The following is a 24,184-nucleotide window of genomic DNA, read 5'->3' as shown; positions in this document are numbered from 1 at the left end:
CCTTCTCCTGACCAGACCAAGAATTTTATTCGGGTCGATTTGAGCTGGTTGGAACCCGGAATTAGTAAACGTCCTGCTGGAATCGGCCCTTCTTCTTGAGTTCACCGACAAAATTGACGGCCTCGTCGGTGGTTCGGGCGCCGAACTGGGCAACGATATCGACCAGGGCGCGCTCGACATCCTTGGCCATCCGCTTGGCGTCGCCGCAGATGTAGATGCTGGCGCCCTCGGCAAGCCAGGTCCACAATTCGCGGCCGACCTCGCGCATGCGATCCTGCACGTAGAACTTCTTGTCGCCATCACGCGACCACGCCAGCGACAACCGCGTCAGCAGGCCCGACGTCTTCAAGGCATTGAGTTCGTCGGCATAGAAGAAATCGCAGTCGCTGCGCTGATGGCCGAAAAACAGCCAGTTCTTGCCCGGCGCGCCGGTGGCGCGGCGATCGAGCAGGAAGGCGCGGAACGGCGCCACGCCGGTGCCGGGCCCGATCATGATGATCGGGGTTTTGGGATCCTGCGGCAATGCAAAGCCGTGCGCCTTCTGCACATAGACCTTCAGCTCATCGCCGGGATTGATGCGCTCGGCGAGGAAGGTCGAAGCCAACCCCAGGCGTCTGCGCTTGTTGATCACGTAGCGCACGCAGTCGACCGTCAGCGACAATTTTCCGGGTGTCGCGTTGTGCGAGGACGAGATCGAATAGAGCCGCGGCTGTAGCGGTTCGAGCGCCTCGACAAAGGCCTCGGGGTGCGGGCGCACGCCGGAAAACTTCTGCAGCACCGCCATCACGTCGAGCGTTGCCGCATCGCCATCCGGATCCTCACCCTGCGCCAGCGCCCTCGCCTTTTCGCGGGTGGCGCCGCCGGTGATGAAGGAGATCAGCTCGAACAGCGAATCCGGCGCCGGCGCCAGCGAGACATCGTCGATCAGGACCTCGCGCAGCGTCTTGCCGTTGACCTTGGTGGTGGGGGAGGCGCCGAGCAGTGCGATGATCTGGTCGACCAGCCCGACATCGTTACGCGCGAAAATGCCGAAGGAATCGCCGACGACATAATCAAGCCCGCAACCGGACAGGTCGAACTCGATGTGCCAGGTTTCCTTTTCCGAACCCTTCTTGTTGAGGAGGCGGCGTGACAGAAAGGTCGCTGCGATCGGGTTGTCGCGCGATCGACCCGGCTCCGCTACCACCACAGGCACAGCCGGCGCGGCCGCGGCCGCCGATGAGGTCACGGCCGGCACCTTGTCGATATCCTCATAGAGCGACTTCAGCATCCGCGCGGTTTCCTTGCCGCCGGGGACGCAGAGATTGAGGCGCGCTTCGCTCTTGCTCGCGATCGCTTCCGAATAGTTATGACAGTCGTAGCCGCATTGGCCGCAATCCTGCTGCGCCATCGCCGCCATCATGCGCCGCCGCAGCGGCCGGCCTTCTGCAAGTTTCATGCGATCGGCCATCGGCATGGTCTGGTCGTGCCACGGCGCCTCGCCGTCATCGCCGGCCGCGCCTTGCATGACGGCCGCGCCCTGCTCCGCCGACAGCGGCGTCGCATCCGACAGAAGTCCGGCGAAGAACCCGTTCAGCCACGAGCGTTGCGCTTCAGAGAATGGCGCGCTGGACGGGATGATCTCGATCTTTGACGGGGGCGTAATCTGGTTCATGAGGACACCTGAACTTCAGCGACTTGGGCGTCGGCGAGCTTGCGCAGCGTCTCGCCGTCATGGCGGCGCGCAAATGTCAGGAAGGTTTCTTCGGTCGAAACGCGATGCGCGAGATAGGCTTTCAACAATCGCTCGACCGTCTGCGGCGCGTCTTCCGCCTTGAGGTCGTGATAGACCTCCTGCCCGACATCGGCATCCGGTCCAAAGCCGCCGCCGGTGAACAGATGATAGCCTTCGACCGGATCGACATCCTCGCCGACATCCACTTTCGCCGCGATCAAGCCGATATCGCTGATGTAATGCTGCGCGCAGGAATGATGGCAGCCTGTGACGTGGATGTTGATCGGCGTGTCGATGTTGACGCGCGGCTCGCACCAGTCACCGATCTCGGCGGCGTGGCGCTTAGTGTTCGAGGCGGCAAACCGGCAGCCGGCATTGCCGGTGCAGGCGATCAGGCCGGCCCGGATTTGCGAGGCCTCGACCGCGAGCCCGATCTTCCTGATCGCAGCCACCGCAAGCTCGACATTCTCGTCGCGCACGCCCGGAATAAGAAGGTTCTGCCAGACCGTCAGGCGGATATCGCCGTCGCCGAGATCGTGCGCGATCTTGGCCAGCCCGCGCATCTGATCGCAGGTGACTTTTCCGAGCGGCAATGAGACGCCGATCCAGTTCAGGCCTTCCTGCTTCTGCCTGTGCACCCCGATATGCGCCATGCGATCGAACGCCGGCCGCGGAGCGAGCGCTTCCGGCGGCACGCGGGTGAAGGGTTTGCCGAGCCGCTCCTCGACCAGCGTCAGAAATTTGTCGTGCCCCATCCCGTCGAGCACATATTTCAATCGGGCCTTGTTGCGGTTGGTGCGGTCGCCGAGATCGATGAATATGCGCACGATGGCATCCGACACTTTTGTCGCATCGGCCGGCTTGACGATGATGTCGCCATATTTGGCAAAATCCTTGTGGCCGGTGATGCCGCCGAGCCCCAGGCGAAACCAGACGCCGGGCTCGGCGCCGAAACCATCCTTCACCTCGACCGCAGAAAACGCGATGTCGTTGGTATCTTCCAGCACCGCGATCTTGCCGGCGCCGTCGAAGGCGACGTTGAACTTGCGCGGCAGCCCGTACAGCGAGCGATCGTTGAGGATGTGATAGTGCCACTCCCGCGCATATTCGCGGGTATCCAATAGCTCCTGCGGATCGATCCCGGCCGTCGGCGTGCCCGTGACGTTGCGGATGTTGTCGGCGCCGGTGCCGCGCGAGCACAGACCAAGGTCCTGGATGCCCTCGATCAACGCCACTGCATGCTTCGGCGGAATCTCGCGCACCTGCAGATTGGCCCGCGTGGTGACGTGGCAAAACGGTCCGCAGAGTTTTTCGGCAAGATCAGCCAGGCCGGCAAACTGCCAGTGCTTCAGGATGCCGTTCGGGATCCTCAAGCGGCACATGTAGGAATCCTGCGCCGGCGCGACATAAAACAGGCCGTAATAGCGCCAGCGGAAATTGTCCGCAGGGTTCGGCGGCGCATTGTCGAGCGCCTGCTGCTTCAGCCGTGGATAGGCATCGAATGGATGCTCGTCGCGCTTGAATTTTTCCTGGTCGGCGAGCTTCTTGCCGGAAGCCGAAACCCTGTCCTGCGCCCTGATATGCGCGGCATCCGGCCCTGCCGGTTCGGCATTCGTCTTGCCGGCGCCAGCGCCGCCGAGGCCGCGCCCTACCCGGCTGATCTGCAGGCCGGTGGTAAAGCCTTCGAGATAGCGCTTCTGTTCGTCGGTAAAATCGACTGTGAGCGTTTCGATCTTCATGGTGCGCGACGAAGCTCCTGCGGCCACGAGGGGTGGCAATCAACGAATGGGAAAGACCGCTGCGGAAACCGGCTCGGCGCGCTGCCGGGCTGTGATTCTGCTATGCGGTCCGACCAGCTTCGTTGCTGCGGAAATCCATCTTGGACGTAGGTCAGCAGGCTTCAGCGACGAGCCGACCGCACTGCAACATACAAGTTGCGTGCCAGACGGGTTCAAAAAGAATATCTCGGTATTTCAGGCAGTTCCGAGGATGAACTCGAAACTATGAAGCTGGCTTCATTGCTGTGCGACAGGCAGGCCGCCCAATAATTAGACACATTCGACTTTTGCCTAATATCGCTTCAGCGAGCTGGCTCAAGGCTTCCAATGCCCGATTTTGAAGGCCGCCAGATGGCCCGAGATGTCGCCGGGGTCAAACGCGGGACCGGCAAAGGCACCGATGGCATCGGAAGCGCTGGGGGCCTTGCCCTTTTGCCCCATGGCAGCGTCGTAGAGGTCCGGCCTGAAGACCCCCATGGCGGTTCGGAGCGCGTCCGGCCGCATCGCCGTCTGCCCCCAGCGCACCATCTGCGCGTAAAGCCAGGCGGCTTGCGCGGGATCGGGCCGGCCCGCCCCCTCGCGCCCGACCAGCAGATAGCGGCCGCTCTCGCGCCGCTGGCCGTCGGGCGAAATCTTCAGCCGGCCGTCGAGGGTGCGCTGGATCACCTCGGCGCCGACCCCGATCCGATCGGGCCGCGACAGCACATGGGCGGTCTCGGCGCGGTTTCCGGGATCCTCGATATATTCGGCGGCGTGGGAAGCCGCCCGGACCAGGGCTGCCAGCACGTCCGCATTTTTTTCCGACCAGCTTTGCCTGACCGCCAAAACCTTTTCTGCCGCACGTACCAGGATATCAGAGACGAAATGCAGGATGTGGCCGACGCCGAGATCAACCGCGACCGAGTTCCAGGGCGCGCCGACGCAGAACGCATCCACATGGCCGTTGGCGAGGCTGTCCACCATGTAGGGCGGTGGCAGCACCACCAGGCGAACGTCCTCGTCCGGATCGACCCCGCCTGCCGCCATCCAGAACCGAAGCTGGTAGTTGTGGGTGGAGAACGGGAATGTCATGCCAAAAGTCAGCGGTTCCGCGCCGCTCTTGCGCCTGTTGGCCACGACGCGCGCGAGCGCCAGCGCGGTGGCCATGGGATCGACGGCATCGCCCTCGATCTCGCCCATGATTGCCGCATGCAGCGCCGGTGATACCGTGATCGCATTGCCGTTGAGGCCCAGATTGAATGGCGCCACAATCGGCACCTTGACGTGTCCAAGCCCGAGACTCGACGCAATCGCTACCGGCGCCAGCAAATGCGCGGCGTCGAACAGGCCGATATTGAGCTTGTCGCGGACATTGGACCACGACACTTCCCGCACCAGCGTGACGTCGAGCCCTTCGGCGGTCGCAAAACCCTTGTCGACGGCGATGATCAGCGCGGCGGCGTCGACCAGCGGAATGAAACCGATATGCAGCGGTGTCGTCATTTCAAGAGCTCCGAGGCAGTCAGGATCGACTGCGCGATCTCGCCGATCTTCTTTTTCTCGCGCATCGCGGTGGAGCGCATGAGAACATAGGCCTCGTCTTCGGTGAGGCCCTTCACCTTCATCAGGATTCCCTTGGCACGGTCAATTACCTTGCGTTCCTCGAGTGCGGACTTGGTACGATCGAGTTCGTCCTGCAACTTCGAGAAGGCGTTGAAGCGCGAGATGCAGAGGTCGAGGATCGGCTTGATCCGCTCCTTCTTCAGGCCATCGACGATGTAGGCGGAAACGCCGGCATCGACGGAGGCCTGAATGGAGGCCGCATCGCTCTGGTCGACGAACATCGCGATCGGCCGCCGCACCGCGCGGCTGACCTGGAACATCTGTTCCAGGACGTCACGGCTGGGGTTTTCCAGGTCGATCAGGATGACATCGGGATCGAGCGCATAGATCCGCGCCAGCAGGCTCTGCATTTCGCTGATATGCACGACGCCGGTAAAGCCCGCCTCCCGCAACCCCTCTTCCAGGATTGCGGCCCGGATCGGGCTTTCGTCGACAATGACGATTTTCGGCGAGGACTCAGCGCTCATCGATCAACTCTTAACCCGGCCGGGCATCCATAGCACGGAAGAAGCCGGCGCAAAGCCTTGTAATTGTGGGCAATTGGGACTAGTTCGTGCTGATCAATCAGGCAAATTAGATATGCAACAGGCCGCTGCGCCCACAGTCAGCCTTGTTTCGTTCGGGTGCTCGTAAGACACGAATGTAGACTTTTTGAGCCGCCCACTCTCAAAGAAAATGCCGCACGAAGGCGGTGTCACCTAGACTATCCTCACGCGCAAATCCGGTGGTCTCTCGCAAATCCCTCATGCTATTGACGGGCCTTAGCTGAACTCAGATGGATTGCAGAGAAATGTCTACGGCTATCAGAGAGCTGATTGCCTCGCTCAAAGTGAAGCACGAAGATGAAGTGGCGTTGCTGAACTCATTGGCCAAGGGCCAGGCTGAACTTGATGGTCCTAAGCTGTCGCGCTTGGTCGCGGAGGCCGATCTTGAGAATTGGAGCGCGCAGAGCACCTTGGCAAGGAACAAATTGCTGGATGCTTTCGCACTCGAATTGGCCTTAGGATTTAGCGAAAATGCACTTGATTTCGACTTCTGCAACAGGGTCGTCAACGAACTTCTTGGTGCTCTGAATTTGCAGGAAGAAGAGCCCGCCCTATTCTGGAGTGTCTTCCTAGCCTTCGACGCAGGAGAGTTCTATCACGACAAGGACCGAAGCATTCATCCGGTAGACCGATATACGCGGCCACAGATTGCGGAGATCGTTAGGGGGCACACCACAGATCTGGCTGAACACGCCGCATCGTGAATTCCGAGATATGCCCGTTGATAGCGCAGAAGCGGAGGGGCCCCCAAGTTCCCGGTCGTTTGAACCCGCGCAGCGGTTGAATTTTTCTATCGGATCAATTAGTTGGAACGCATATCCGAACAATTCAGAAGCAGGTTCCAAGCGATTACATGGAAAGAGCGCCGCGTATATCATTCACGTCACTCGGCTGCTCCTGAGCAAACGAATGTAAACTTTCGAGCCAAAAAAATGCCGCCCGAAGGCGGCTTCCATCTGGATCGTCAAGAGGACGCCCAGTCGTCTGGATATGGCTCATGGTCAATTGCGAAGTCGGTTATATAAGTACCCAAACCTTGGTGATCATAATAGATCGTCATAGCCTCAAAGTGGCTTCCAGCCGCGAACGTATGAATGAGCCGCGCCGGTCGATCTAGAGCCTCCCGGCAACCATCTCCATGCGGGCCTGCCAAACATAAGCTCGGCAATCCATTTGCATCCTCCCATATTTCGTGAATCAGCGTTGCCATAACGACGACGGCCGAATGGCCGACCTCCTCATAATGTTCTGTCCGAATTTGCTTTCGGTGGACCCGCAATAAAGTTTGACAGCATTGTCAGCATCACCTCCTGCTCACTATCAGATTGTCCTGGTGAGTTGCTATCTCAAGTTGCTTTAAAGCGACGCGCCAGACTTTTGCGGCGGGATCGCTCCCATCAAGCATTCCGCAATCGTGCTTGGGCATTGGTGGATTCTGGGTCGCAGCACTTTATCGTCGGCGGAACTGAGCTAGGGATTGAATCTCGCCATCAGATCAACTACTTGATCGCATATCCGAACAATTCTAAAGCAAGGCTCTGGCGATTACATGGAACGCGCGCCGCGTATCTCATTCACGTCCCTCGGCTGCCCCAAAGCACTGGTGGATTCCGAGCGCATCATCACCCGGCTGCGCGCCGAAGGCTATGAGCTGGCCCGTAGGCATGACGGCGCCGACATCGTGATCGTCAACACCTGCGGCTTCCTCGACAGCGCCAAGCAGGAATCGCTCGGCGCCATCGGCGAGGCGATGGCGGAGAACGGCAAGGTCATCGTCACCGGATGCATGGGCGCCGAGCCTGAGCAGATCGAGGCGGCCTATCCCGGCGTGTTGTCGATCACGGGCCCGCAGCAATATGAGAGCGTGCTGGAGGCCGTGCACCGGGCCCTGCCGCCGGTTCATAACCCGCATCTCGATCTGGTGCCGCCGCAGGGGGTCAAGCTGACGCCGCGGCACTACGCCTATTTGAAGATTTCCGAGGGCTGCAACAACCGTTGCAGCTTCTGCATCATTCCAAAGCTGCGCGGCGATCTGGTGTCGCGTCCGGCCAATGACGTGCTGCGCGAGGCGGAAAGGCTGGTCACCGCCGGCGTCAAGGAACTGCTTGTGATCTCGCAGGACACTTCGGCCTATGGCGTCGACATCAAATATGCCGACAGCCCGTGGAAGGACCGTCAGGTCCGCGCCAAATTCTTCGACCTCGCCAAAGAACTCGGCGAATTCGGCGCCTGGGTGCGGCTGCAGTATGTCTACCCCTACCCGCACGTCGACGAAGTCATCGGCCTGATGACCGAGGGCAAGATTCTGCCCTATCTCGATATCCCCTTTCAGCATGCAAGCCCGGACGTCCTGAAAGCCATGAAGCGCCCCGCCGCGCAGGAAAAGACACTGGCGCGGATCCAGAAGTGGCGCGAGCAATGTCCTGACCTGACGCTGCGCTCGACCTTCATCGTCGGTTTCCCCGGCGAGACCGATTCCGACTTTGCGTACTTGCTCGACTGGCTCGAAGAAGCCGAGATCGATCGGCTCGGCTGCTTCAAATACGAGCCGGTGGCGGGCGCGGCTTCCAACGCCATCGGCAACGCCGTACCCGACGAAATCAAGCAGGAGCGCTGGAATGCGCTGATGGCGCGGCAGCAGAAAATCTCCGCCCGCCGCCTGAAGCGCAAGGTCGGCACGAGACAGCAGATCATCATCGACGAAGTCGGGCCGACGGTCTCAAAGGGCCGTTCCAAGGCCGACGCGCCGCAGATCGACGGCGCGGTCTATCTATCCAGCCGCCGTCCGCTGAAAGTCGGCGAGATCGTCGCCGCGAAGATCGAACGCGCGGACCAGTATGATCTGCACGGGAGCGTCGCGGGGTTCTGACCGTTCATTGCCCTGCTGATTGGACTCCTACCCCAGACTCAGGCGGCAAACTTTCTCGGCGTCAAAGTGGTAGAGGCTCCTCCCGCGCGCCAGCAACTGTCCTTCGGATCGGCTTGATCCGTCCGGCATCAAAAGACGCATCCGTCTGGCGTCCGACAGCTCTCCTGGAGCCATTCTGCCGAGATACGCAGCATCGGGAGGGTCGTTGTATTGGCCGGAGAAGAGCACTTCCGTCTCGGACATTGCGAACGTGTGGCACCCCGCTAGACTTGTCTTCCAATAAGACAGTTCATAGTCCTTGCCGATCTTGCAGAGCGGAAAATCAGCGTAGAAGAAAATCGCTGCTTCAGAGCCTGATACGTTCAACGCGTAACAATCTAAAATTGCATAAGCTGCATTCGTCGGGAACTGCCAGATTTTCTCTCCCGAAGCAGAGAAGCAAGTGAGCCCGGAGCAACCACCGAACAGACCTTCGTCGAAATAGCCAACCCAGATGCGGCCAAGGCTGTCGATCTGGGTCCCGCTGATGCCGTCCCCAAGCAGTATTCGCGTGACGTGGCCGGTGTCGGCCTGAATAACGGCGCCGTTCAGATCGTAGTCATCTTCGCTCCGCCAGTCACATCTGGGCCCGACAACAAGGATTCGTCCATCGGGAAAGACGTCGACCAGCGGAGAGGTCAAAGCGAGCGTGGGAAGCTCAATCACGTGCGAGATTCCGGACGTCATTCTCAGAAGGCGAAGCCGCGGCGGTGTCTCGGCCTGCGTCCGCTGGAATATACCGATGCCCTGTTGGTGGGCCTCAAAGAGCGAGCTGCTTGCGGACTTCTCGGCAAACAGGAACAGCAGTGAACCGTCATTCGCAACCGCGTTCCTGATTAGCGAGAAACCCGGCAAAGCTGGGATCGCGCAGACCTCGTGGAATTGGATCGATGATGCCAAATGCTCCCCCAATGCTGGTTCACCCGAATATCGGATTGGCGGTCGCCAGCAAACTGCGAACCGCCTTGTGTCTGCGAATGCTCCAGCTTGACACCGCCCACCATTCGGCTGTATGGCCCTGCGCCATGAAACTGAACCGGACCACCCGCCGCGCCTGCCTGCGTCGTCGCTCCAGCGACGATGGGTTGCGCCGTGTCCGACGACAACGCTGATCAGCTAGTTTCAGCCAAGTTTTCGAGAAGGCCGCACCCTCAAAAGTGCGGCCTTCTTGCGTTTCGGCCTGCTTTCTCACCCCAGCACCAGAGGAGATCGACATGACTGACACTACCCATCCGTTCGACGCGCTGATGGAGATCACCGCTCGCCCGCCGGTGGTGTTCGTCCGCGGTGCGGGCTCCTATCTCTGGGACGACTCGCGCAAGCGCTATCTCGATTTCGTGCAGGGTTGGGCCGTCAACGCGCTCGGCCATTCGCCGCCTGCCGTCGCTGAAGCGCTTGCCGCACAGGCCAAGCTGCTGCTGACGCCAAGCCCTGCCTTCTACAACGGTCCCAGCCTGAAGCTTGCGAAAGCGTTGGTCGAGAACAGCTGCTTCGATCAGGTTTTCTTCGCCAATTCCGGCGCGGAAGCCAATGAAGGCGCCATCAAGCTCGCGCGGAAGTACGGCGCGAAATACAGGAATGGCGCGTTCGAAATCATCACCTTCGAAGGCGGCTTTCACGGCCGCACGCTCGCGACCATGTCGGCCTCGGGCAAGAAGGCGTTCGAGCCGCTGTTCGAGCCAAAAGTATCCGGCTTCCGGAAAGCGCGGCTCAACGACCTCGATTCAGTGAAGGCGCTGATCTCGAACAACACAGTCGCCGTGATGCTGGAGCCGATCCAGGGCGAAGCCGGCGTGTGGCCGGCAACCGATCAGTTCATGAAGGAGTTGCGTGCGCTGACGAAAGAGCACGGCCTGCTGCTGATCGTCGACGAGGTCCAGACCGGCATGGGCCGGACCGGAAAGCTGTTTCATTACGAACATGCCGGCATCGAGCCCGACATCATGACGCTCGGCAAGGGCATCGGCGGCGGCGTGCCGCTGGCCGCCCTGCTCGCCACCGAGCACGCCTCCTGCTTCGAGCACGGCGACCAGGGCGGCACGTTCAACGGCAATCCGTTGATGTGCGCCGCAGGGCTTGCCGTGCTCGAACACGTCGCCGAGCCGGAATTCTTGAAAGCGGCCGCGGATGCCGGCCTGTTTCTGGAAAGCGAACTGCAAAAACTGTCGGCGCGCCACGGTCTCGGCGAGGTGCGTGGCCGGGGTCTGTTGCTGGCGCTCGATCTCAAACTGCCGATCGGCGCCGCGATCGTGGCCGAGGCGCTGGCGGAAGGCGTGCTCATCAACTCGCCGCAGCCCAATGCGCTCCGCTTCATGCCGGCGCTCAACGTCACGCGCGAGGAGATATCGCTGATGATCGATTGCCTTGACGCGATTTTGGTGAAGGCAGGCGTCGCGAGACAGGTCGCATAAGCCGCGACGGGAGCCGCGCGGCGTTGCTCGTGCGGCTCCCGGACACGTAACCGGAGAGATAGACGTGACCAGACCTGATCCGGAGATCAGACTACTCACTTGCACCGATGCCTTGGCTTACAGGGACATCCGCCTCGAGGGTCTGCGTCAGAATCCGGAAGCGTTCGCCTCGACGTTCGAGGATGAACGAGACAAGTCGCTGGACTGGTTCAAGGAGCTGATCACGCAGTCGCGGATCTTCGGCGCAGTGCTCGCGCAAGGGCTGGTCGGCGTCGTCGGGCTGCGCTCGCATGCCGACGCAAAGCTGCGCCACAAGGCCATGATCTGGGGCATGTATGTGCGGCATGAAGCCCGCCAGTACGGCATCGGCGAACGCCTCATCGATGCTGCCGTGGCGCACGCGTCCAGCCATGTCGAGCAGCTTCAGCTCGCCGTCGTCACCGAGAACGAGGCCGCGCGCCGGCTCTATACCAAGGCGGGCTTTATCGAGTACGGCCATCAGATCAACGCGCTGAAGCACGGCGGGCGCTACTACGACGACATTCTGATGGTGAAATTCCTGGAGTCCCCCAATAACGATATGGTTCCGTAGCTCAATTGAGAGAGCATCGCGTTGCCACAGCCGTCATTGCGAGGAGCGTAGCGACGAAGCAATCCATCTATCCCAGCGCGGAGACGTGGATTGCTTCGCTTCGCTCGCAATGACGGCAAGAGCACTCTACTACGGCCTCAAAATCGCCGCCCCCGTCGTCGCCCGGCTCTCGAGATCGATATGCGCCTTCGCGGCATCCTTCAGCGCATAGGCGTGGTTGATCGGCACGTGGAGCTTGCCGTTGATGACGGCGGCGAACAGCGTGTCGGCCTCTTCGAGCAGCTCCTTGCGGGTTGAGACGTAGTCGTTGAGCTTCGGTCGATCCCATCAACGTCTCGCATTGCCCAAGGTGGCGCGGATCGGGCTACCTGGCAAGGAACGCCGTGCTCGTTTGAGCTTTTCTTAAAAGACTCAATGAGTTTGGACTTCGCGCAGCAAACGGGCCACATCAACGGGGACAAGACGACAGCGCTTCAAAGCCTTGATGAGGCGGACTTGATTTACGAGGCGATGGCCGCCAAATGCTCGCTGTGCGATCGGTAGAAGATCGTGGCCGCGCTTATCGACGACCCACTTCGGCACGGTAACAGTCTGGCCGGTAGTATAGCCAACTTGCACCATGGCCGCTCCAGCGAGACTTTGCTCCGTTGCAAACATTCGCGCACAGATCTCGTCGGCTATCGATTGAAGTACCGCGCGGCTCATGGTTCTAAGTAGGTGCTCGTCTCCCGCAGTAATCTGAAGGTTCGGTACCATCGGCGCCGTACCTTCCTCAACGAGGAGACTAAATATCACCATGGGATCGAGAAGGTAATTTTCGAAGCTATAACGATCGAGCACGCGAATTCGCTGGCTTGCGGCGTTGCGATTATCCTGATCGATGATTCCCAAAAACGTCTTGTCGAGCGGCTCCGCGTCCAGCTTGTTCACCCATTTCGCCACCACCGATGATCCCCCCGCGACCTTGGTGGATCCCGAGCCGATTGAAGCTGGTATGAAGGCAATGGATGGGGATGTATTAAGAGCCATAGGGTCCTTGCTCGGCCCATAATCAGAGAGAATATCTCGGACCGCTTCGTAAAATGCAACGTCGTCCTCGTCCTCGACGAAACAGAACTTGCTTGCGCGAGAGACGGTAACCAGACCCGCGGTCAGTACCGAAATTATGTCGGCGCGGGAAGTAACGGGCAATATTGCGGGCTCCCCACGCTCCATCTGGAAGACGGAATTTTCGGGGGCGAGCGCCACAGTCGAAGGCGAATGAGTAGACAAGATCACCCGCACGCCGTGCTTTTTTACAAGAACTTCCGCAATGACATCGAGGAACTGTTGACTCATCGACGGATGCAAATGTGCGTCGGGCTCGTCTAGGATCAGCAATCTCGGAAAAACACCTTCCTTGCCAGCTGTAAAAAGCCAGAGCACCAATTGGAGCAGCACCTTCTCTCCCGACGAAAGATCGTGCGCCGCAACCACAGTGCCGGTACGGCGGTCTTTGAGACGCAGAGTATAAGTCTCCACTATCGGCGTCTCTGATGGCGAGATCACCTCATACGGAAAACCACCAGCGATGAGGGATTCATTCACGACATCCCATGGCGCAGGTCCCAACGGCTTTCCATTGCGATCCATACCTGGTGTATTTCTTTCTAACCCTTCGAGCAGCCTAAATCGGTGGGCCATAAACACGTTGCAGAGACCATCGGTTACATCAATGTCATCCAGCGCGAAGTAAAAGTCATCCTTCAGAATTTCAGCTAGCTTGGAGGGATCGATTTGATGAGCATTCTCACCTTTGATGCGGTTCAGCATCTTTTGGGCGCGAATGGTTTGACCAATGTCGTGGCGGTAAGAGTGAACATTTTGAGCATATTGGAGGGTCTGCTGACGAATGTTTGGGAGGTTGGCTATTGATGCTCCTCCAGCTCCCGAAAAGCGGCCGCCACTAGGCACGTAGCCAATCTCATCGGCACGATAGATAGCGCCTGACGTGTTGACTGATACCTGCAAAGCTGTGGCAGGCGGCGGCGGTATAGCTCCGCTGTAGTAATACGCGAGTATTTCGAGCAATTGCGTCTTACCGGCACCATTCCTTCCGGTTAAAACAGCAAAGCCGGGAATGTTGTCCCACCTTACGTTCGAAATGGACTTATAAGCACCACCGTTTTTCGGTGAGATCATGATCGAGAACGGATCGATTTTCGGATTCATAGAATTCTCGGAGCGACTTGGATGAGAGGACTTTCCCACAACCACAATGCTGCGCTTTCGCTCACCACTCAACCCATGGTGAGACTTGATACCGGGAAAATTGTTTCTCTGAAGGGCTCGATTGCCGCGCTAGCTGCCTCCGTAACCTCCGCTCGATGGACCCCCTGCCTCCGCCAGGCGCATCCCCTTGCCCAGCTTCTTGCGTAAGGTCGATCCGGCGCCCGGCCATCGTTAAAGTGAGCAACCGAGGTAACCGTGGCAACGCAGTTCGAGCAATAGTGCCTCTGTAATGTTGACAAAGACGACGCCGACGGCGCCGTGCCTTTAAGCTGCTGCGCAATCGCTACAGGTAGTTCCCGACAGTTCGCGCAACTTCGATCGCGCGGATCGCATTCATTCTGCCCGATGCCCGGCACAAGTCGGGCATGATGAGGCCTGAGATGCGATGTCGTATAACCTACGGCCTCAAAATCGCAGCACCCGTCGTCGCCCGGCTCTCGAGATCGATATGCGCCTTGGCTGCGTCCTTCAGCGCGTAGGCATGATTGATCGGCACGTGCAGCTTGCCGTTGATAACGGCGGCGAACAGCGTGTCGGCGCCTTCGAGCAGCTCCTTGCGGGTTGAGACGTAGTCGTTGAGCTTCGGCCGCGTCGCAAACAACGAACCGTGGTTGTTGAGTTCGGCGAGCGGGAATGGCGGTACCGGGCCGGAGGCGTTGCCAAAGCTCACGAACAGGCCGCGCGGCCGCAGGCACGACAGCGAGCCCGGGAAGGTGGTCTTGCCGACGCCGTCATAGACGACGTCGCAGAGCTCGTTGCGGCTGATCTGTTTGACCCGCGCAACAAAGTCTTCCTCGTTATAGAGGATGACGTGGTCGCAGCCATTCGAGAGCGCGAGGTCCGCCTTCGCCTTGGAGCCGACGGTCCCGATCACATGCGCGCCCAGCGCCTTGGCCCACTGGCAGGCCAACAGCCCGATGCCGCCGGCGGCGGCATGGATCAGCACGCGGTGGCCAGGCTCGACCTTGAAGGTCTTGTGCAGCAGGTACCAGACCGTCAGCCCCTTGAGCATCAGCACGGCGCCCTGCTCGTAGGTAATGTGGTCGGGCAGCTTGACCAGCTTGTCGGCCGGGATCACCCGCTCGCTGGCGTAGCCGCCAAGCGTGAAATAATAGGCGACGCGGTCGCCGGGGTGAAAATTGGTGACGCCCGGGCCGACGGCCACGACCTCGCCGGCCGCCTCGTTTCCGGCAATGAACGGCAGGCCCGGCGCCTTGTAGAGGCCGGTGCGGAAGTAGACGTCGATGAAATTCAGGCCGACGGCGTGCTGACGGATGCGGACCTCGCCCGATCCGGGTGCCGCCACGTCCACGTCCTCATACACCAGGGCTTCCGGACCCCCCACCTTGTGCACGCGCACGGCCTTGGTCATGACAATCTCTCCCTTGGTATGGGCTCAGGCGCCCAACCTGAATGCGAAACGAAAGCCATCGCCGCCGCCTTGTCAACTGATCGGTTCAAACCGGCTATTTGGCGGCTTTTCGGCGGTTGCGCCTGGCAAGCACATTGAACAGTTCAACGGCCGCCGCAAACAGGATGGCAAAGTAGATATAGCCGCGCGGGATGTGGAATTTGAATCCGTCCGCCACCAGCGCCACCCCGATCAGCACCAGGAACGCCAGCGCCAGCATCTTGGTGGTCGGGTGATCGGCCACGAACTTCGCCACCGGCCCCGACGAGACGTACATGACCACGCAGGCGATCACGACCGCCGCGATCATGATTTCCAGATCCTGCGCCATGCCGATCGCCGTGATGATGGAGTCCAGCGAAAACACCATGTCGATGACGATGATCTGCATGATCGCCCAGAAGAACACGCTGGCTTGGGATTCAGTATCGGGCTCGCCATGGCTCGCCTCGACTTCGGCATGGATTTCATGTGTTGCCTTCGCGATCAGGAAGGCCCCGCCGGCGATCAGGATGATGTCGCGCCACGACAGTTCGACGCCTCTCACGATGACGACGGGCTCCGTCAGGCCGATCAGCCACACCAGCAGGCTGAGCAGGACGATGCGGAACACCAGTGCCAACAGCAGGCCGATCTGGCGTGCGCGCCTGGCCTGCGCCGGGGGAATGCGCGAGACAATCACCGAAATGAAAATCACATTGTCGATGCCGAGCACGATTTCCAGCGCCGTCAATGTCAGCAGCGCCACCCAGGCTTCCGGGCTTGTCAATAATTCCATCATGCCTTGAACGACTTCATTCGCCGGATCACGGCGTCACTTCCTATGATGTAGACCGCGATAGCGCACAACCCGGCGACGATCGGAGCGCCTACGTCGAAGTCGCGGACGAGCGCATATATCGCGAGCACTGCTCCGATGGCCATCAGCCACAGGGTCAGCCAGCGCAGACGCACCACCCGGACCGGGTGCACGACATGAAACGACGCGAATGTGAGCGCGATCAGTACAGCGATGCCGAAGCTGGAAAGCGCGGGCGGCAAGTGCAGCAAGAACAAATAAAACGCTGCTACGTTCCACAGCGCCGGGAAGCCGCGGAAATGATTGTCCGACGCCTTCATGCGCCGGTCCGCGAAGTAGAGCGCACTCGACACCACGATGCCGATGCCGAGCAGCGGCGCCGCTAAAGGCAGCAGCATCCCGCTCGCGGTGATGGCATAGGCCGGCACGAAGACGTAGGTCACGAAATCGACGACGAGATCGAGCACCTCGCCGGACCAGTTCGGCTGCAGCCGCACGACATCCAGCCTGCGCGCCAGCGGGCCGTCGATCGCATCGATGATCAGGGCCACGCCGAGCCAGCCGAACATGTTGGCCCAGTGTTCGCGCACGGCCTCCAGCATCGCCAGCAGCGCGATGCCCGCGCCCATCGCCGTGAAGATATGCACGGCGAGTGCGGCGGTTCGCATTCGGCTGGTCGCGGGTGCGGAATCTGGCTCTGTGGTCTGGTCCATTGCTCCGGCAGTGCTATCAGGAATCGCTCCGATTTGCATATCGGCGCTTGCGGCGTTCCGCCGCGCGATTGGGTGGAAACATTTCGGCCGGTTGATGGCTTGAAAATGCCGCTCCGACCGTCAATTGTCCCGGTATGGACAATGCATCGCAAATTTATGACACCGCCGTGATCGGTGGCGGGCCGGCGGGGTTGACCGCGGCCATTGCGCTGGCCGCAACCGGCGCGAGAACCGCCTTGCTCGCCCGCCGCGTGCCCTATGCCGATAACCGCACCACGGCGCTGCTGGGGGCTTCCACCGACCTGCTGGAGCGCCTGGACGTCTGGCCCCGCTGCCGCGACAAGGCTGCCGCCTTGCGGACCATGCGCCTCGTCGACGATACCGGCCGGCTGATCCGCGCACCCGAGGTGCGCTTCACCTCGGATGAGATCGGTCTCGAACAGTTCGGCTACAACATCGACAACCGCTCGCTGATGGTCGCCCTCGAAGAGCGCGCGGCTGAGCTATCTAACCTGACCCGATTTGACGACGAGGCGGTAACGATCGATCCGCAGGATGCGATCGTCATCGTCCATACCGGCAAGGGCGAGCAGCTTGCCGCGCGGCTGGTGATCGGCGCCGACGGGCGGCAGTCGCCATCCCGCGCGGCGGCCGGGATCGGGATCAGCCGCCGCGACCTGCATCAATCGGCGCTAACGTTCAATATTTCCCATTCGCGGCCCCACAACGGCATCTCCACCGAGTTTCACACCCCGCAGGGTCCGTGCGTATTCGTGCCCCTGCCCGGCAACCGATGCAGCGTGGTATGGGTGTCGGAGACCAGGGAGGCCGAGCGGCTGATGTCGCTTGGCGACGACGAATTGTCGGAGGCCGCGGAACGGCAGTCGCACTCCATTCTCGGCCGCGTCCAGGTTGAAGCCGGGCGCAACGTGTTTCCGCTGACGATCGAGCGCCCCGACCAATTCGCCAGCCATCGTGTCGCGCTGGTCGGCGAATCCGCCCATGTGGTGCCGCCAATCGGCGCGCAGGGCCTCAACATGGGTTTGCGCGATGCGGCCGATATCGCCGACATCGCAGGCAGTGCAATCTCGCTCGGTGAGGATCCGGGATCGCCGGCGGTGCTGGCGCGCTATCAATCCGCCCGCCGCGCCGACGTAGCCAGTCGGCTGATCGCCATCGATGTCGCCAACCGGTCCCTACTGAGCGATTTCGTAGGCATGCAATCGCTGCGCGCTGTGGGCATGCACCTGCTCGGTTCGTTCGGCCCGCTGCGTCGGCTCGCGATGCGCGAGGGACTGGCGCCGACCTGGAAGCGCGTCAGCTGACTATATTTGCCGTAGCCCGGGCGAGCGAAGCGACCCCGGGGACCGGTCCCGCATATCGCGGCGCCTGTCATCACTGCGCGAGCGCAATTGCGCTCGTCGTCGGGCGCGCATCCGCGCGACTCATGCGGGCTACCCTTTTCTACTTTGCATGGGGTTGTTTTCGAAATTTTGTGTTTCGAGACCCCTCGCCCGCTTTACGGAAACACCAGCCGCCCGCTCTGGATGAACCACATCACGCTGGTCAGCGTGACCACAGAGGCGAAGGTTCCGATCAGCACGGCGACAGATGCCGGCTCGATCCAGGTATTGTTCTGCCGCGCGATCACGAACACGTTCAGCGCCGGCGGCAGCGCCGCCATCAGGACGGCGGTCGCCGCCCAGGGCTGCGCGAACGGCCCGAAAAACAGCATCAGGCCGAACACGATCAAGGGGTGGATCAGCAGCTTGATCGCGATCACGCCCGGTACTTCCCAGGGCACGCGGTCAAACGGCCGCAACGCCACGGTGACGCCAAGCACGAACAGCGCGGTCGGCGCCGCTGCGTTCTGCAGAAACAGCAGCGTCCGGTCGAGTGATGTCGGCAACGGAATATGGAAGGCTGCAACGAGGGCTCCCAGAACGGCCGACATGATCAGCGGGTTCATCACGATCTGCCGTGCGGCGATGCCGATCGCATGCAGGAACGACGGATGCTCGCGATCGGTCAGCGCCATCAACAGCGGCACGATCGTGAACAGGAAAATGCTGTCGCAGCAGAAGATCAGCGCGGTCGGCGCCGCCGCCTTGGCGCCAAGCACCGCCAGCGCCAGGCCGGGGCCCATATAGCCGATATTGCCGTAAGCGCCGGCAAGGCCCGCCATGGTGGCCTTGCGCAGCGACAGCTCGCCGATGATGCGGCCTGCTACCATGGCGAGCACGAAGGCGCTGACGGTCGCAAGCGTGGTTGCGATCAGGAATGGCGGGTTGTTCAGTTCGGAGAACGGCGTCTCCGACATGATGCGAAATAGCAACGCCGGCAGAGAAACGTACAGCAGGAAGAAGTTCATCCAGGCGAGGCCCGATTCCGGCAGCCCCCTGGTCTTGCCGCAGGCAAAGCCGATGAAGATCAAGCCGAAATAGGGAAGCGCGAGGTTGAGAATATCGACCATCTCGAAAACGTCTTTTCGTCAGTGATTTCGGGGACATGGCGCCGGACGTGGCCACCACCTGTAAAGGTTAATTCGTCCTAATGCCCCTAGCATCGGCCACAATCATGGTCTATTCGACGGAACATGATCAAAGCGCGCACCGCCAAATTTCAGATCGGGCAGATTGTCCGCCACCGGGTGTTTTCGTTCCGGGGCGTGATTTTCGATATCGATCCGGAATTCAACAACACTGAGGAATGGTGGTTGTCGATCCCCGAGGACGTTCGGCCTCACAAGGACCAGCCGTTCTATCACCTGCTTGCAGAAAATTCGGAGTCCGAGTACGTCGCCTATGTCTCCGAACAAAACCTGCTGCCGGACGATTCCGGCGAGCCGATCCGGCATTCGCAGGTGGCCGAGATCTTCGTGAAGGACAAGTCAGGCGGCTACCGCCCGCGCAATCCGTCGCTGAATTAGTAACCTTCACCCGCAACAAAAAAGGCGCCCTGCTCGGGCGCCTTTTGTGTTTTGTCGAGCGATGCGGCTGTTACTTCGCCGCCGGATTGGCGCCGGCGCCACCCGCTCCCTCGAGCTTCTTGCGCTGCTCTTCAGCCCGCTTCTGCAGCTCTTCCTGCAGCTTCTTCTGGTTTTCCTCGAACACCTTCGGATCGGTCGGCGGACCGTCATAGGCCTTGGCGAATTCACCCGCGAGCGGCAGCGGCAGCGTCAGCGGCGCGCCGTTGGAATTGATCGCCTGAACAACGAGATTCTGGCCCTTCTTCAAGCTGGCGATCAGCTCAGGCGTTGCTTCGTAGTCCGACATGCAACCGTTCTGGAAGCAGATGACGTAGGGCCCTTGCAGCGGCGCATTGCTGTCGACGATGATTCGGGTTCCGTGCACGAGCTGCATGCCGAGCGGCAGGGTCACGCGCAAGAGCTTCTTCGGCTCGCCTTCCGGCTCGATGATGACGGCGGCGATGACGGGCTGGCCGGACTCGATGCGGCCGTCCTTGCCGGTGAAGCAAACCTGCTTGGCGCCAGCTTCCTGACCCTTGAGGCAGAACTTGGTCCAGGGCGCGTAGATCAGCTGGACTTGCTGTTCCTGCGGCTGCGGGGCAGCGGCGGCGGGAGGAGCGCCAGCCGGAGGAGCTTGCGGGGCCGGAGCCGGAGCCTTGGGAGCCGCCTTCGGAGGCGCTTTCGGAGCAGCGGGTGCAGGCGCCTGGGCCTGCGCACCCGAAGCGATCAACGTTGCCGACAATGCCGCGGCCGCCAACAGGGCCAAGATCTGCCCACGCGGCCGGATCGACCCGGCCAAGATACGGAAATTCATTGCGGAAAACCCTTTCTGAACCGCAGCGCCCGAAACCGCTACAGGCACCGACACCTAGCCGCGCTGAGGCGGCTGTCTCGTTGGCAATTGAGGCGGATACGTGACAGGTGTTCCCGCCGTCATCAATTGCCCGCCTTCAATACAGCGGCAGGCGAAAAGATCAATGCCGACAGGCATCTTTGGCATTCCCCGAAGGTCTAGGCGGAAGCCTATGGTAAAGCTTTCGGGTGCGCATTTTCGAATCAAATCCCTGCCCGCCTATGACCGTCTGCGGGCGTATCCGCCTGCGTGTGTTGGCATGTGTTGCCCTCGCGCTGGGTGTAACGCTGCTTGCGCCGTTCTGCGAGGCAGAGGCGGCCGAAAGCCACGCGCTGGCGATGCACGGCGCACCGGCCCTACCGCCCAGCTTCGCGCATATGCCCTACGCCAACCCCGACGCGCCGAAGGGCGGGCGGCTGATCTGGGGCATCCTCGGAACTTTCGACAGCCTCAATCCGCTGATCGTCCGCGGCATCGCCGTTCAGCAGATCAGGGGCTTTGTGCTCGAGAGCCTGATGGCGCGCGGCAATGACGAGGCTTTCACGCTCTACGGCTTGCTGGCCAGAAGCGTCGAGACCGACGACGCGCGCAGCTACATCACCTTCCACCTCGACCCCAAGGCGCGCTTCGCCGATGGCAAGCCGGTCACGGCAGACGACGTCATGTTTTCGTGGGAATTGCTGCGCGACAAGGGCCGCCCCAATCACCGGCAGTATTATTCCAAGGTCGCAAAGGCTGAGGCGCCCGACCCGCTCACGGTGCGGTTCGATTTCGGCGGCGCCGGTGATCGCGAGCTTCCGCTGATCCTGGGCCTGATGCCCGTGCTGCCGCGGCACGCGGTCGATCCCGCGACCTTCGAGGAAACCACGATGACCGGGCCGATCGGTTCCGGCCCCTATCGCGTCACTGCCGTCAAGCCGGGAGCCAGCGTCACGCTGACGCGCAATCCCGATTACTGGGGCCGCGACCTGCCGGTCAATCGCGGGCTCTGGAATTTCGACGAGATCAGGCTCGACTTCTATCGCGAGTCCAACGGCCAGTTTGAGGCGTTCAAGCGCGGCCTCTATGATTTTCGGGTCGAGCACGAACCGCTGCGCTGGCACAACGGCTACGATTTTCCGGCGGCCCGCAGCGGCGAAGTGATCCGCGATACCATCAAGACCGGGATGCCGCAGCCGTCGGAATTCCTGGTGTTCAACACCCGGCGTCCGATTTTTTCCGATATCCGGGTACGTCAGGCGCTGACGCTGCTGTTCGATTTCGAGTGGATCAATCGCAATTACTTTTTCGGGCTCTATGCGCGCTCGGCGGGCTTCTTCGCCGGTTCGGAACTGTCTGCCTACGGCCGTCCGGCCGACGAGCGCGAGCGCGAGCTTTTAAAACCGTTCACTGAGCGCATCCCGCCGGATATTCTCGACGGCAGTTATCGCCTGCCTGTCACTGACGGATCGGGGCGCGATCGCACCACGCTGCGCAGCGCGCTCAAATTGCTGTCGGAAGCCGGTTACGAGCTTGACGGAACCGTGTTGCGGCAGCGCGCGACCAAAATCCCCTTCACCTTCGAAATCCTGGTGACGACACGCGATCAGGAGCGGATCGCGCTGGCCTATCAGCGCGACCTCAAGCGCGCCGGCATCGAGGCCAGCGTTCGCGCGGTCGATCCCGTGCAGTTCGACCAGCGCCGGCTCGGCTACGAGTTCGACATGCTGCAGAACCGCTGGGATCAATCGCTGTCTCCCGGCAACGAGCAGTCCTTCTACTTTGGTAGCCAGGCCGCCGACGTTCCCGGCACGCGGAATTACATGGGGGCCAGGGAGCCCGCCATCGACGCCCTGATCGCGGCGCTGCTCGAGGCGCGGGAGCGTTCGGCCTTCGTCTCCGCGGTGCGGGCGCTCGACCGCGCCCTGATATCTGGCTTCTACGCTATCCCCGTTATTAACGAGCAGGAGCAATGGATCGCGCGCTGGAATCGGGTAGAACGGCCTGTAGCGACCGCGTTGACGGGCTATCTGCCGGAAACCTGGTGGCAGAGGCCGGGAACGAAATGAACTCGCCAAGTGGTGCAACCCCGTGACAGAGCCGAAATAACGCCGTGACCCAGCCCACCGCTTCGCCCACGCTCGACACGTTGTTCAAACGGAACCTGGCCCGACAGCCGGATGCGCTGGCGCTAGTCGATCCCCTCAACAAGCAGCGCATCACCGGACAGCCGCCGAAGCGTCTTACCTTCGCGCAGGCTGATCGCATGATCTCGTCGCTATCAGCGCATTTCATCGAATCCGGCCTGCCGTCCAATTCCGTGATCGCGGTTCAACTGCCCAACACCATCGAATTCGCGCTTACCGTGCTCGCCGCCTTCCGCGCCGGCCTCGTCGTCGCGGTGCTGCCGCTGCTCTGGCGGCAGTCGGAATTGACCATGGCGCTCAACCGTACCGCGGCGCGGGCGATCGTGACCGCGGGCAAGGTCGACGGCGTGATCTATTCGGACATCGCCATGAACGCCGCCGCCGAAGCGTTCTCGATCCGCCATGTCTGCGGCTTCGGCAGCGACCTGCCCGAAGGCATGGCCTCGCTCGACAACGCGATTTTCCGGGAATCCCTGACCACACGCCCCGTGATCCAGGACGGCCGCAAGGCGGCGCTGATCTCCTTCGACGTCACCCCGGACGGGTTCCGGCCGGTCCCGCGCGCCCATCTCGGCCTGATTGCCGGCGGCCTTGCGATGTCGCTCGAAAGCGACGTGCCGCAGGGCGCAACGGTCCTCTCGGCCTTCTCGCCGATGTCGTTTGCCGGCCTCGCCTCGTCGCTGGCGGTCTGGCTACTGTCGGGCGGAACGCTGGTGCTGCACCATCCGTTCGACGAGGAGGCGCTGGAGCAACAGATCAACGAACAGGCCTGCGATACGCTGATTGCACCGGCTCAACTGGCGTTGCGGCTGGACGAAATGGACCTCGCCGCGCGGATGCCAAGCCTGCGTAATGTCGTCGGCCTGTGGCGCACGCCGGAACAGGTCGGTTCCAGCGCATCCTGGTCCGCACAACAGGCGACGCTGACGGATGTCTATCTGTTCGGTGAGGCCGGATTGTTCGGCGCGCGCCGGATCGCGGAAGACGGTTCGCCGGCCCTGATCAAGCCCGGCCCTCACGGTGCGCCGCGCGAATTGCCGGGATCGTCGATCGCTGGCGAGATTCTGTTGACGCCGCGCGGCACGCTCGGATTGCGCGGGCCGATGGTGCCGGTCGCGGCCTATGCACCGCCTCCACCGCCGAGCGACTCGCTGATCGCCTCGCCGCCGCGCGACTACGTCGATACGGATTACGCGGCGCGGCTCGACCGCGTGACCGGCGCGATCAATATCACCGCGCCGCCGTCCGGCGTCATGGCTGTCGGTGGCTACCGGTTCCTGGCGCAGGACCTGCAGGAATGGGCGCGGCGGCTCGGCCAGGGCGCGCTCTTGACCGCATTGCCCGACCGCCTCAGCGGCCACCGGCTCGCCGGCCGCGCGCTCGATAATGCGCGCGCCCGCGACGCGCTGACAGAGCTCGGTCTTAACCCATTGATGGTGGAAGCGTTTCGCGATCGAAGCGGCGCGATCTGAGAGCCTCGGACAGGGGTGGCG

19 protein-coding genes and 1 pseudogene are annotated in these 24,184 nt (G+C 61.5%); 8 read left to right on the top strand and 12 right to left on the bottom strand.

The window, feature by feature from the left end:
- Positions 1-61: 61 nt before the first annotated feature.
- The 4 genes from V1283_RS15745 to V1283_RS15730 all read right to left on the bottom strand — a co-directional run bounded on the left by V1283_RS15745 (position 62) and on the right by V1283_RS15730 (position 5,561).
- Entirely contained in the window at positions 62-1,654 is a 1,593-nt protein-coding gene (locus V1283_RS15745) for a sulfite reductase subunit alpha (RefSeq protein WP_334387376.1), read from the bottom strand.
- A complete protein-coding gene (locus V1283_RS15740) occupies positions 1,651-3,453 on the bottom strand; it encodes a NirA family protein (protein WP_334387375.1) in 1,803 nt (600 codons plus the stop codon). Before V1283_RS15740 ends, V1283_RS15745 begins: the two co-directional genes overlap by 4 nt.
- A gap of 354 nt (positions 3,454-3,807) precedes the next feature.
- Positions 3,808-4,974 carry a CmpA/NrtA family ABC transporter substrate-binding protein gene (locus tag V1283_RS15735; RefSeq protein ID WP_334387374.1) on the bottom strand — a complete coding sequence of 389 codons (1,167 nt, stop codon included), beginning with the start codon at positions 4,972-4,974 and terminating at the stop codon, positions 3,808-3,810.
- Positions 4,971-5,561: an ANTAR domain-containing response regulator gene (locus tag V1283_RS15730; protein WP_057852587.1), complete on the bottom strand. Its 591-nt coding sequence runs from the start codon at positions 5,559-5,561 to the stop codon at positions 4,971-4,973. The genes V1283_RS15735 and V1283_RS15730 overlap by 4 nt, the downstream gene beginning before the upstream one ends.
- 323 nt (positions 5,562-5,884) lie before the next feature.
- Here V1283_RS15730 and V1283_RS15725 point away from each other — a divergent pair, with 323 nt between their 5' ends.
- Both V1283_RS15725 and rimO read left to right on the top strand, forming a co-directional pair.
- Complete coding sequence (locus V1283_RS15725) at positions 5,885-6,343, top strand: hypothetical protein (RefSeq protein ID WP_334387373.1); 459 nt, start codon at positions 5,885-5,887, stop codon at positions 6,341-6,343.
- Between the two features lie 845 nt (positions 6,344-7,188).
- Entirely contained in the window at positions 7,189-8,508 is a 1,320-nt protein-coding gene (gene rimO / locus V1283_RS15720) for a 30S ribosomal protein S12 methylthiotransferase RimO (protein WP_334387372.1), read from the top strand.
- A gap of 27 nt (positions 8,509-8,535) precedes the next feature.
- On the opposite strand, the gene V1283_RS15715 is transcribed toward rimO, so the two are convergent.
- Positions 8,536-9,447: a hypothetical protein gene (locus V1283_RS15715; protein WP_334387371.1), complete on the bottom strand. Its 912-nt coding sequence runs from the start codon at positions 9,445-9,447 to the stop codon at positions 8,536-8,538.
- Between the two features lie 314 nt (positions 9,448-9,761).
- Here V1283_RS15715 and V1283_RS15710 point away from each other — a divergent pair, with 314 nt between their 5' ends.
- Both V1283_RS15710 and V1283_RS15705 read left to right on the top strand, forming a co-directional pair.
- On the top strand, positions 9,762-10,958 hold the full coding sequence (locus V1283_RS15710; protein ID WP_334387370.1) for an acetylornithine transaminase: 1,197 nt from the start codon (positions 9,762-9,764) through the stop codon (positions 10,956-10,958).
- A gap of 64 nt (positions 10,959-11,022) precedes the next feature.
- Positions 11,023-11,550 carry a GNAT family N-acetyltransferase gene (locus tag V1283_RS15705; protein WP_334387369.1) on the top strand — a complete coding sequence of 176 codons (528 nt, stop codon included), beginning with the start codon at positions 11,023-11,025 and terminating at the stop codon, positions 11,548-11,550.
- 129 nt (positions 11,551-11,679) lie between these two features.
- Here V1283_RS15705 and V1283_RS15700 read toward each other — a convergent pair.
- The 5 genes and pseudogenes from V1283_RS15700 to pcsA form a co-directional block, all read right to left on the bottom strand.
- Positions 11,680-11,871, bottom strand: a pseudogene (locus V1283_RS15700) (zinc-binding dehydrogenase); the annotation flags it as partial.
- Positions 11,872-11,961: 90 nt separating this feature from the next.
- The gene (locus V1283_RS15695) at positions 11,962-13,761 is read right to left on the bottom strand and encodes an AAA family ATPase (RefSeq protein ID WP_334387368.1); all 1,800 of its coding nucleotides are present in this window, start codon (positions 13,759-13,761) and stop codon (positions 11,962-11,964) included.
- A gap of 457 nt (positions 13,762-14,218) precedes the next feature.
- Positions 14,219-15,193 carry a quinone oxidoreductase family protein gene (locus tag V1283_RS15690; protein WP_334387367.1) on the bottom strand — a complete coding sequence of 325 codons (975 nt, stop codon included), beginning with the start codon at positions 15,191-15,193 and terminating at the stop codon, positions 14,219-14,221.
- Between the two features lie 94 nt (positions 15,194-15,287).
- Positions 15,288-16,013 carry a TerC family protein gene (locus V1283_RS15685; protein ID WP_334387366.1) on the bottom strand — a complete coding sequence of 242 codons (726 nt, stop codon included), beginning with the start codon at positions 16,011-16,013 and terminating at the stop codon, positions 15,288-15,290.
- On the bottom strand, positions 16,010-16,744 hold the full coding sequence (gene pcsA / locus V1283_RS15680; RefSeq protein WP_442895751.1) for a phosphatidylcholine synthase: 735 nt from the start codon (positions 16,742-16,744) through the stop codon (positions 16,010-16,012). The genes V1283_RS15685 and pcsA overlap by 4 nt, the downstream gene beginning before the upstream one ends.
- A gap of 134 nt (positions 16,745-16,878) precedes the next feature.
- On the opposite strand from pcsA, the gene V1283_RS15675 reads away from it, so the two are divergent.
- Entirely contained in the window at positions 16,879-18,069 is a 1,191-nt protein-coding gene (locus V1283_RS15675) for a UbiH/UbiF family hydroxylase (RefSeq protein WP_334387364.1), read from the top strand.
- 194 nt (positions 18,070-18,263) lie between these two features.
- On the opposite strand, the gene V1283_RS15670 is transcribed toward V1283_RS15675, so the two are convergent.
- Positions 18,264-19,217, bottom strand: coding sequence for an AEC family transporter (locus V1283_RS15670; RefSeq protein ID WP_334387363.1), 954 nt, complete (start codon positions 19,215-19,217; stop codon positions 18,264-18,266).
- Positions 19,218-19,340: 123 nt separating this feature from the next.
- Between V1283_RS15670 and hspQ the strand changes: the two genes are divergently transcribed.
- A complete protein-coding gene (gene hspQ / locus V1283_RS15665) occupies positions 19,341-19,673 on the top strand; it encodes a heat shock protein HspQ (RefSeq protein ID WP_334387362.1) in 333 nt (110 codons plus the stop codon).
- A 70-nt stretch (positions 19,674-19,743) separates the two neighbouring features.
- Here the strand turns inward: hspQ and V1283_RS15660 are convergent, their stop codons facing one another.
- A complete protein-coding gene (locus V1283_RS15660; RefSeq protein WP_334387361.1) occupies positions 19,744-20,526 on the bottom strand; it encodes an invasion associated locus B family protein in 783 nt (260 codons plus the stop codon).
- Positions 20,527-20,786: 260 nt separating this feature from the next.
- Between V1283_RS15660 and V1283_RS15655 the strand changes: the two genes are divergently transcribed.
- Together V1283_RS15655 and V1283_RS15650 are read left to right on the top strand one after the other, a co-directional pair.
- Positions 20,787-22,613: an extracellular solute-binding protein gene (locus V1283_RS15655; RefSeq protein WP_334387360.1), complete on the top strand. Its 1,827-nt coding sequence runs from the start codon at positions 20,787-20,789 to the stop codon at positions 22,611-22,613.
- A 44-nt stretch (positions 22,614-22,657) separates the two neighbouring features.
- A complete protein-coding gene (locus tag V1283_RS15650; protein ID WP_334387359.1) occupies positions 22,658-24,163 on the top strand; it encodes a class I adenylate-forming enzyme family protein in 1,506 nt (501 codons plus the stop codon).
- Positions 24,164-24,184: the final 21 nt, after the last annotated feature.

It is taken from the genome of Bradyrhizobium sp. AZCC 2262 (genome assembly GCF_036924535.1).
In the GTDB taxonomy this organism is placed as follows: domain Bacteria; phylum Pseudomonadota; class Alphaproteobacteria; order Rhizobiales; family Xanthobacteraceae; genus Bradyrhizobium.
This window is presented reverse-complemented; position numbering and strand designations above follow the sequence as displayed.